This window comes from Flavobacterium frigoris PS1, assembly GCF_000252125.1.
Classification (GTDB): domain Bacteria; phylum Bacteroidota; class Bacteroidia; order Flavobacteriales; family Flavobacteriaceae; genus Flavobacterium; species Flavobacterium frigoris_A.
The window spans coordinates 68,922-77,096 of sequence record NZ_AHKF01000031.1; the positions used below are offsets into that span (position 1 = coordinate 68,922).

Sequence of the window (8,175 nt, forward strand, 5' to 3'; positions counted from 1 at the left end):
TTTAATTAAAATGTAAACTGAAATCCTGCTGATACTATTCTTAATGGAGGCAGGAACCCTGCTTCCCTAAATTCAGGATCTGCTCCTTTATAGGATGTTATGGTAAATATATTCTGTGCCTGCAGTGAAATTTTGCAGTGCATAATTTTGAGCCACTCCTGAGGCAGATCATAAGAAAGTGAAATGTTTTTAAGACGGATATATGAGGCATCGCTTACTGCTGCATCACTTTCGGCATAATATTCGCTCGCCTGCATTGCCTCCTGATTTACACCTGTGGTATAAATTTGATATTGTGCATTATCTCCAGGTTGTGTCCAACTGTTTACTATTTCTGCAGGCTGGTTACGGAAAGTCCCCGCATATCCCTGTGTACTAGCAAAGTTAAAATTGAGCTGCTTTACAAACTGAAACAGAAAATCCAGTTGCCAGCCTTTGTAGGTGAATTGATTATGCAATCCACCAAAGTATTTTGGACTGAAGTTGCGAACGGTCTCTCTGTCATCTGCGTAGGATATTTGACCATCTCCATTTATATCAGCAAATTCATAAATACCTGTTTGCGGGTTGATTCCGGTGGAATGGAACAACTTTCTTATTGTGAGGGGCTGACCAATCACGTAATCATTTTTATAAGGTGATCCTTCCAGACCGGGAAAAGATAACAACTTATTTTTGGCTACCGAAAGGTTAAAACTTGTCGTCCAATTAAAATTTGGCTTTTGAATGTTAATCGTGCGCAGTGTGATTTCAAGTCCATTGTTTTGTACCGTAGCATCTAAGTTGGATTGGATGGTTGTAAATCCTGTAGTCCCTGGCAGTGGCAATCCTACTAACTGATTTGAGGAACGGTTTTGGTACCAAGCAGTTGTCAACATAACGCGATCCTTTAAAAAACCCAGTTCAAATGCCGCTTCGAGTTTCTTGTTGGTTTCCCAACCAAAATTTGGATTATAAAGGCGTAGTGGTTGCAATCCATGTAAACCCTGATATTCATAACCTGAAGAAGAATAGGTATCTAAAAATTGGTAATCGCCTATTTGATCGTTGCCAGTTGTACCATAGCTACCTCGTAATTTTCCAAAGCTTAGAAAACTAACATTGTTTTCAATCCATTTTTCTCTGTAAAACAGCCATGCTGCGCCTATTGCACCAAAATTTGCAAACTGTTTTCCAGGACCAAAGCGGCTCGAACCATCCCTTCGTCCTGTTAAGTTAAGAATGTATTTATTGCTAAATGTATAATTGAATCTGCCATAAAATGCTTGATATTTATAGACCAGCATTTCATCGCTTTCGACTGATAAATACGATGCTGAGGTAAGGTCATAAATCAGGCTGTTGCTTGTGAATCCTGACGCTTCCTCAATTCGTGTTTTTGTTTGCTGATTCTGGAAAGTACTGCCAAGCAAAACGTCTATTTCTGCGCGACCGAAAGCACTATGCCAATTTAGCTGTGGTTCTACTATCCATGACTGCCTCCCCAGAGTATTCTTGAATATTGATGAATATTCACTGCCATAGTTGTATGCAGGATTATACATGGTTGACGGTGCGGTGCGACTTGCATCGCTACTAAGATCTGTGAAACCAAAACTTGATTTAAATTCTATTCCTTTTGCCAATTGAAATGTCATTAGTGTACTAGCAACCAGATCATGGGTTTCTGATCTGTTTTTACCTTCCAGATTACTTAACGGATTTTGCCAAGTACTATTCTCCCAATTAAGGTTTCCTTGAGCATCATATAGAGCTGGAGCGTTAGGAGCAAGATTTCTCGATAATAAAGTCAGGTCAGTCCAAGGCAAATCATTTTTCTGGGCTGTATATCCTCCTGAAAAACTGATGCGAAATTTATTACTTTCGGATTTATGGTCTAAAGAGAGATGTGCGCCGCCTTTTTTGTATAAAAAGTCACCAGGAAATACGGTAGACTCTGTCCTGTAATTCCCGCTAAGTAAAAACCGAGTCTGTTCAGATCCTCCACTGACGGTTCCCTGCATGCTTAAAATATCAGCCGTACCTCCTGTCAATTCTTTTTGCCAATCAGTATACCGGTTTTGGTCCCATGTTCCGTTCACATCATAAGCATTAGAGGGATAAGTCGTAATCCCATCATTTGCAAAGGCCTGTCTACGCATTTTTAGATACTGTTGGGTATTCATCATGTCAAGCATTCTGGTTACCGTGCTAGTTGCGTGTGAGGTATTAATTGTAAAAGAAGTTACACCTGCTTTTCCTTTTTTGGTTGTGATTAACACCACGCCGTTAGCGCCACGAGAGCCATAAATCGCGGTTGCATCCGCATCCTTTAATATTTCCAGATTTTCGATATCACTGGGATTAATACTGTTGAGAGGGTTGCTTTCTCCTGGAATTGTCGTCGAAGTTTGTCTGTAGCTTATGGGATCAGACGAATATGGAACACCATCAATGATGTACAACGGCGCATTGCCATCGGTTCTGAGGCTATTTACGCCACGAATATTAATATTGAAACCTCCACCCGGAACGCCCGTTTCCTGTGTGATACTAACCCCAGCCATTCGTCCCTGCATCGCTGCAAGTATATTAGTGACGGGTTGTTTTTCTATGTCCTTAGAAGAAATTTTAGCAATACTTCCGGTGCGTTCACTTTCCTTGACAGTATAATAGCCCGCATTGACACGAACTTCTTGTAAGCTGGTGATGTCTTCCTGCAATTGGACGTTGACTATTTTTCGCCCGCGTATGGGAACTATTGCTGTTTTGAATCCTATAAAGGAGACCAATAAAGTATCTGTAGCAGTAGCCGAAAGAATATATTGCCCGTTGAAGTCAGAGCTAACGGTACTGTTTCTTTTTCCTTTTATGGAAATTGTCACACCGGGTAAAGGATTTGTACCATCAGTGACAGTACCGTTTATTTGGTTTTGTTGGTGTGGAGACTGCATTTGCCTCGGGAGCTTGTTAGCTAAGGCAGGAGTGCCGCTTAGTGTGAACCCGATAATTATCAGGTACCAAAAAGCCGACCGCCCCTTGTAGAATGAATAATTTTTCATAATATTGGTATAGTTAAGTGAAACGTTAGTTTTGTTAGCGATGGTCCTCTAGTCAAGTTTGCCGACGAGTTAGAGGGCCTTTTTTTTTAGTGCTCCTAATTCATAGGTAGGATTTTAATTGGGTTTATATTTTGTTCTTTGTACTCCATTAAAATAAAATAATAAATACGCCTGTGGCATCTTTATTATTTGCTATTTGCTCTTTTTTCTTCACTAAGTACAACTGTTGCAGCCATAAAGCCAAAGGCAGATCAGTACTATTAATGCCACTATTAATGCAGCTTGTATTTGTTTGTAGTATTTCATCTTATTAATTTATGGGGTTTTAAAATGGGTTTTGGTTCATAGGTTTTGGTTTTTAGGTTATGAGTTATTTCAAATAAGTGGATCTATTTCCTTTGTTCTTAATTCACCATCAAAAAACAAGCCTGCACCTTTTACTAACAAATTCAAAATAAATTAACTAGGCGATTATTCAATGGACCTTTCGGTGCAGGTGTTTTTTTAATAGTTTAATAGTTTGTTGTTTATGGTTCGTTGTTGGCATAAGTATTCCAGTCCGGTTAAGAAAAGTTGATTTCCTAATTGGGAATGATGATTTATGGATTTTAGGTTAAAAAAAACCTTTTGCTGCCCTTGCTGAAAAAAGCTCTAAAAGTTTTAAAAAAACATTTGGAAAATAGAAATAAAGACAATACTTTTAAAGTGCGAGTTTAAAGAGGAAAAGCTTAAATCTAGGTGTCAAAAGCATTTTAATATTTGAGTGTATATATAGGGAATTATTTTTTATAATTTCCCGTTTTACGTGTTAAGACAGGGGTAAACACATCAGTATTAAAATCCTGATTACGGAAGTTTCTTTGATAAGAGTACTTCTCAATGTTTCCCTATCCCAACACCATGTTTATTTCAGTTTTGGGACAACAAAAGGTAGCCTATTTTAGCAGGTAGTTAGGGTGGTTTAGTCGTGCTGGCAAATAAAAAAATCGTTCTCATAATTTATAGGTTTATGGTTATGGAACGATGTATTTCTTGGTATGAAGGGTACTTGCAGAAAAAAGCAAGGAGCGGTTTCACACTTTAGACTCATGGGCGACCAAACCCGTCTTCTAAATCTTTCGATTTAAAAGTTACCACCTAAAGCTTACGTGAGAACCGCTCGCATGCCGTATGCAAAAGTAAGAAACTTTTTGACATGGAGCGACTTCACGATACTCTCGAAGGTAAAATTGGTCGTTTTGAGTCGAGAAAACATCGTTTGAATTATGACTATTAAAGTCTCATTATCAATTCGCTATAACAAATATAATATTATTTTTTAATGTGGCAATAAAACCACAAAATATTTTTTAAAAAATGCAAGAAAATTTTATCGAGATATACAAAAAGATAGGGAATTCAATACGTAATAAGAGAAAAGAAAAAGGATTAACTCAACAACAGTTAGCTGATAAAGACTCAAAACTCGATAGAGCAAAGATTAGCGATATAGAAAATGGCAAAGAAGACTTTCACTTCTTTACTCTTTTGAAAATCTGTGAAGCTCTTGATATGGATATTAAAGACGTTTTTATAGACAAGAAATAAATATTAATGTATTCACGGAAAACCTTAAAGTATTGTGAAAATGGCTTTTTAGGTTTGGAGAATAAAACTCAACCTCAGTTTAGTGTCTACACTAAAAAACAAACAGATTTTATCCCGTCCTGAAATAACGATACGCAAATCAATCGTTATGGAAGAAAAAACAAATTATGTAAAGTGAAGTCAGCGAGATTATAGTATGTCGTTAAAGCTTCAAATTGTTAGTGAAATCGAAAAAGGTTTTACAACCGTTACTCAAGCCCGAAAACAATACAGTATTCAAAGTCATGCAACTGTTCTAAATTGTTTAAGAAAATTTGGTGATTTCAATAAATGATTTTATGATAGCAAATAAACCATTATCTCATTCACCGACAGAAAACCCTCATTTAGTCTAGGTATTCCTAAACTCAGGTATTTTCTTGTTTCTACCAGACATACATTTGCAACGACTTTAAAACTTACAAATGGTGTTCCCATAGAAAGCGTGAGTAAAATGTTGGGACATAAAAATATAAGAACAACGCGACACTATGCTAAGATATTAGATAAAAAAGTGAGCGAGGATACGATAATTTTAAGAGAAAAATTTACATTAACAAGCATCAATAAATCAGCTACTACCACTTAATCAATATGCTTTAAAAAACACAAACATTAGTTGCATTTATTCTATACCTTTAATGTAACAAAAAAAACGACACTATGTTAGTAGATAGACAGATAAAAAAAGTAGCTATAATTGGATACAATCGAATCCCATTTGCCCGTCAGAATACAAATTATGCTGAAGCTGGTAATGCAGATATGATGACGACAACTCTAACAGGATTAATAAATCGTTATAACCTCCAGGGTAAGCTTCTAGGAGAAGTCGCAGGCGGAGCTGTCATAAAACACAGTTGGGAAATAAATTTAATGAGAGAATGTGTTTTAAGTACATCATTAGACCCGAAAACACCCGCTTGCGACATACAACAAGCCTGTGATACAGGCATTGAAGCTGCAATCTATATAGCTAATAAGATTGCTCTTGGTCAAATTGAAGTTGGAATTGCCGGTGGCGTTGACAGTACTAGTAATGTTCCGCTAGTTTTAAATGAAAGCCTGAGAAAAATTTTACTTTCAATTAGAAAAAGTAGGACTCTAAGTGATAAAATTAAACATATACTCAAAATAAGACCTAAACACTTTATTCCGCTTGCCCCAATGAATACAGAACCAAGTACTGGTTTATCAATGGGGGAACATACTGAATTTACGGCAAAACATTATAGTATTTCTCGTGAAGAACAAGATGAATACGCTTTTGAAAGCCATAAAAAAATGGCTAAAGCTTATGAAAACGGTTTTTTTGACGATATGATTTCTCCTTATTTAGGATTAGAGCGCGATAATAATCTACGTATTGACACCAATTTAGATAAGTTATCTAAGCTAAAACCCGCTTTTGATAGAAAAAATGGCACATTAACTGCTGGAAATTCCTCTCCCTTGACAGATGGAGCCTCTTGTATATTACTTGCAAACGAAGAATGGGCAAAGAAAAACAACTATCCAATACTAGCATACATCACTTTTGCTGAGTTAGCTGCAATTGAATATGTAGAAAACAAACATAATTTACTCCTTGCACCTATATATGCTTCTACACGAATGTTGGAAAAAGCAGGACTACAATTACAAGACTTTGATTTTTATGAAATCCACGAAGCCTTTTCGGCACAAGTTTTAGCCACTTTAAAAATATGGAAAAGCGATGAACTCTCAAAAGAATTCGGTTTTAAAAAATGCTTAGGTTCAATTGATAAGATGAAATTAAATGTCACTGGAAGCAGTATACCAGCTGGTCACCCTTTTGCGGCTACAGGAGGTCGAATATTGGCAACAATGGCAAAATTACTCAATGAAAAAGGCTCGGGTAAAGGATTTATCTCCGTTTGTGCTGCAGGCGGACATGGAGTAACTGTGATTTTGGAAAAATAACTTCCTTAACCGATGAATTTTACAAATATAAATTTATTGATAGTGATGTTTTAAACCAAATTATAGAGAATGTATTAAAAAAAAAACATCTTCAACAAACAATTAAAAAATATAGAATAAGCTGTTAAATAGTAATCAACTTATACGAAGTACTCCTACCGCCTCCCTCTTGTTCAATAATACCTTTACCCATTAAATCTTGAATATCTCTAAGAGAAGTATCAGTAGAAACTTTAGTGATTTTGGCATATTTAGAAACAGTAAGCTTGCCAAAAAAATCATCAAGAAGTAGTTGAAGTATTTTTTGTTGGCGGGAATTAAAGTTGGTAGTACGGTGAGTTTCCCAGAATTAAGTACGCTTTAAGATTGCAGTAATAGTTTCATCGGTCTGTGCCATAGAACGCAACAAACAATCAAGAAACCATTCTAACCAGTCAGTACTATCTAAATCACCTTTTTGTGTACTTTCCAATATAGCATAATACGTATCACGTTCAGCTTGGATTTGAGCCGAAATCGAATAAAATCGTTTTTTACTTTGTTCGGAACGAGCCAGTTGCATATCAGTTAGGGCTCTTGTGATGCGTCCGTTACCGTCTTCAAATGGAAGTATGGTAACAAACCACAAATGGACAAAAGCGGCCTTCAATACAGGATCAATATCTTGTTTTGAATTAAACCAATCTAAAAAAGCATTCATTTCTGGCGGTACTTTATCCGCGCTTGGTCCTGTGTCTGACGGTTCCTTGTAAGGACGTAATCACATCTGCATCCCAAGTAAATTTTGGCCAATCATTTTTTTATGAATATACATATTTACCGAATTTTTGCTATAAATATAAAATTTATTAACCGCAAATAAAAAATATGCGGTGATTACTTTTACTTATCACCGCATTTTTGCGGTAAATATAAAATATAACCACCGCATTAGTACAAAAAACAAAGTATGCAATTCAGGAATTAAACTATTCAATTCGAGAATCCAACACTTCACCATTTACAAGCTTAGCTACCATCAAATAGATTTACAGCCCAATCCAATTACCAAACAAGTCAATTTTTAAATCTTAAACCGCTTAAATGAAATTATTTTCTGAATCCTTGATGTCCCATTACAGTAATCAATCCTTTTTCAATACTTTGATTATTGATTGCCATTCTCCACGCTGCCAAAGAAGTTTGCTCTACACTCATCCCATCACTTAAACTCCAATCTATATTTTTTCTATCATAGAGGTTCATAATGATCATCAGATATACAAATCCTTTCTTGCTTTGTATATAAGCAATATCCGAAATCCATATTTTTGAATACTCATTTTCAATAAAGGCTCTGTTTAATACATTTTCGAAAACTAAGTACCCTAAATATAAAAATTAACAAAACTTTTATGCTGTTTTAAATAAATATTTTTTACTTTTGACTATCTATTTTTTTATATGAAAACAATCCACCTTTTAGTATTAGTAATACTTGGCATTTTTTTGATGCCAACGCCTACTTTTGCTTGTGGAGGTAATTCTAAAAAACACTCTTGTACTAAAGAGATGTCTTCTGGAA

5 protein-coding genes and 2 pseudogenes are annotated in these 8,175 nt (G+C 35.8%); 3 read left to right on the forward strand and 4 right to left on the reverse strand.

Going from position 1 to position 8,175, the window contains the following annotated elements:
• Positions 1-5: 5 nt before the first annotated feature.
• Positions 6-3,041 (reverse strand): SusC/RagA family TonB-linked outer membrane protein, encoded by a 3,036-nt coding sequence (locus HJ01_RS16265; protein ID WP_040474077.1) that lies wholly within the window; start codon positions 3,039-3,041, stop codon positions 6-8.
• A gap of 1,356 nt (positions 3,042-4,397) precedes the next feature.
• Here HJ01_RS16265 and HJ01_RS16270 point away from each other — a divergent pair.
• The 3 genes and pseudogenes from HJ01_RS16270 (at position 4,398) to HJ01_RS16280 (ending at position 6,611) form a co-directional block, all read left to right on the forward strand.
• Positions 4,398-4,628 carry a helix-turn-helix transcriptional regulator gene (locus HJ01_RS16270; protein ID WP_007139600.1) on the forward strand — a complete coding sequence of 77 codons (231 nt, stop codon included), beginning with the start codon at positions 4,398-4,400 and terminating at the stop codon, positions 4,626-4,628.
• A 430-nt stretch (positions 4,629-5,058) separates the two neighbouring features.
• Positions 5,059-5,256, forward strand: a pseudogene (locus HJ01_RS17420) (tyrosine-type recombinase/integrase); the annotation flags it as partial.
• A gap of 74 nt (positions 5,257-5,330) precedes the next feature.
• Positions 5,331-6,611, forward strand: coding sequence for an acetyl-CoA C-acetyltransferase (locus HJ01_RS16280; RefSeq protein WP_007139602.1), 1,281 nt, complete (start codon positions 5,331-5,333; stop codon positions 6,609-6,611).
• Between the two features lie 124 nt (positions 6,612-6,735).
• Here HJ01_RS16280 and HJ01_RS18085 read toward each other — a convergent pair whose 3' ends face one another.
• From HJ01_RS18085 to HJ01_RS17695, 3 genes and pseudogenes are all read right to left on the reverse strand, one after another.
• The gene (locus HJ01_RS18085; RefSeq protein WP_081478729.1) at positions 6,736-6,912 is read right to left on the reverse strand and encodes a hypothetical protein; all 177 of its coding nucleotides are present in this window, start codon (positions 6,910-6,912) and stop codon (positions 6,736-6,738) included.
• 48 nt (positions 6,913-6,960) lie between these two features.
• A pseudogene (locus HJ01_RS17835) lies at positions 6,961-7,326 on the reverse strand (Fic family protein); the annotation flags it as partial.
• Positions 7,327-7,700: 374 nt separating this feature from the next.
• Positions 7,701-7,856 carry a hypothetical protein gene (locus HJ01_RS17695; protein ID WP_007139604.1) on the reverse strand — a complete coding sequence of 52 codons (156 nt, stop codon included), beginning with the start codon at positions 7,854-7,856 and terminating at the stop codon, positions 7,701-7,703.
• Positions 7,857-8,175: the final 319 nt, after the last annotated feature.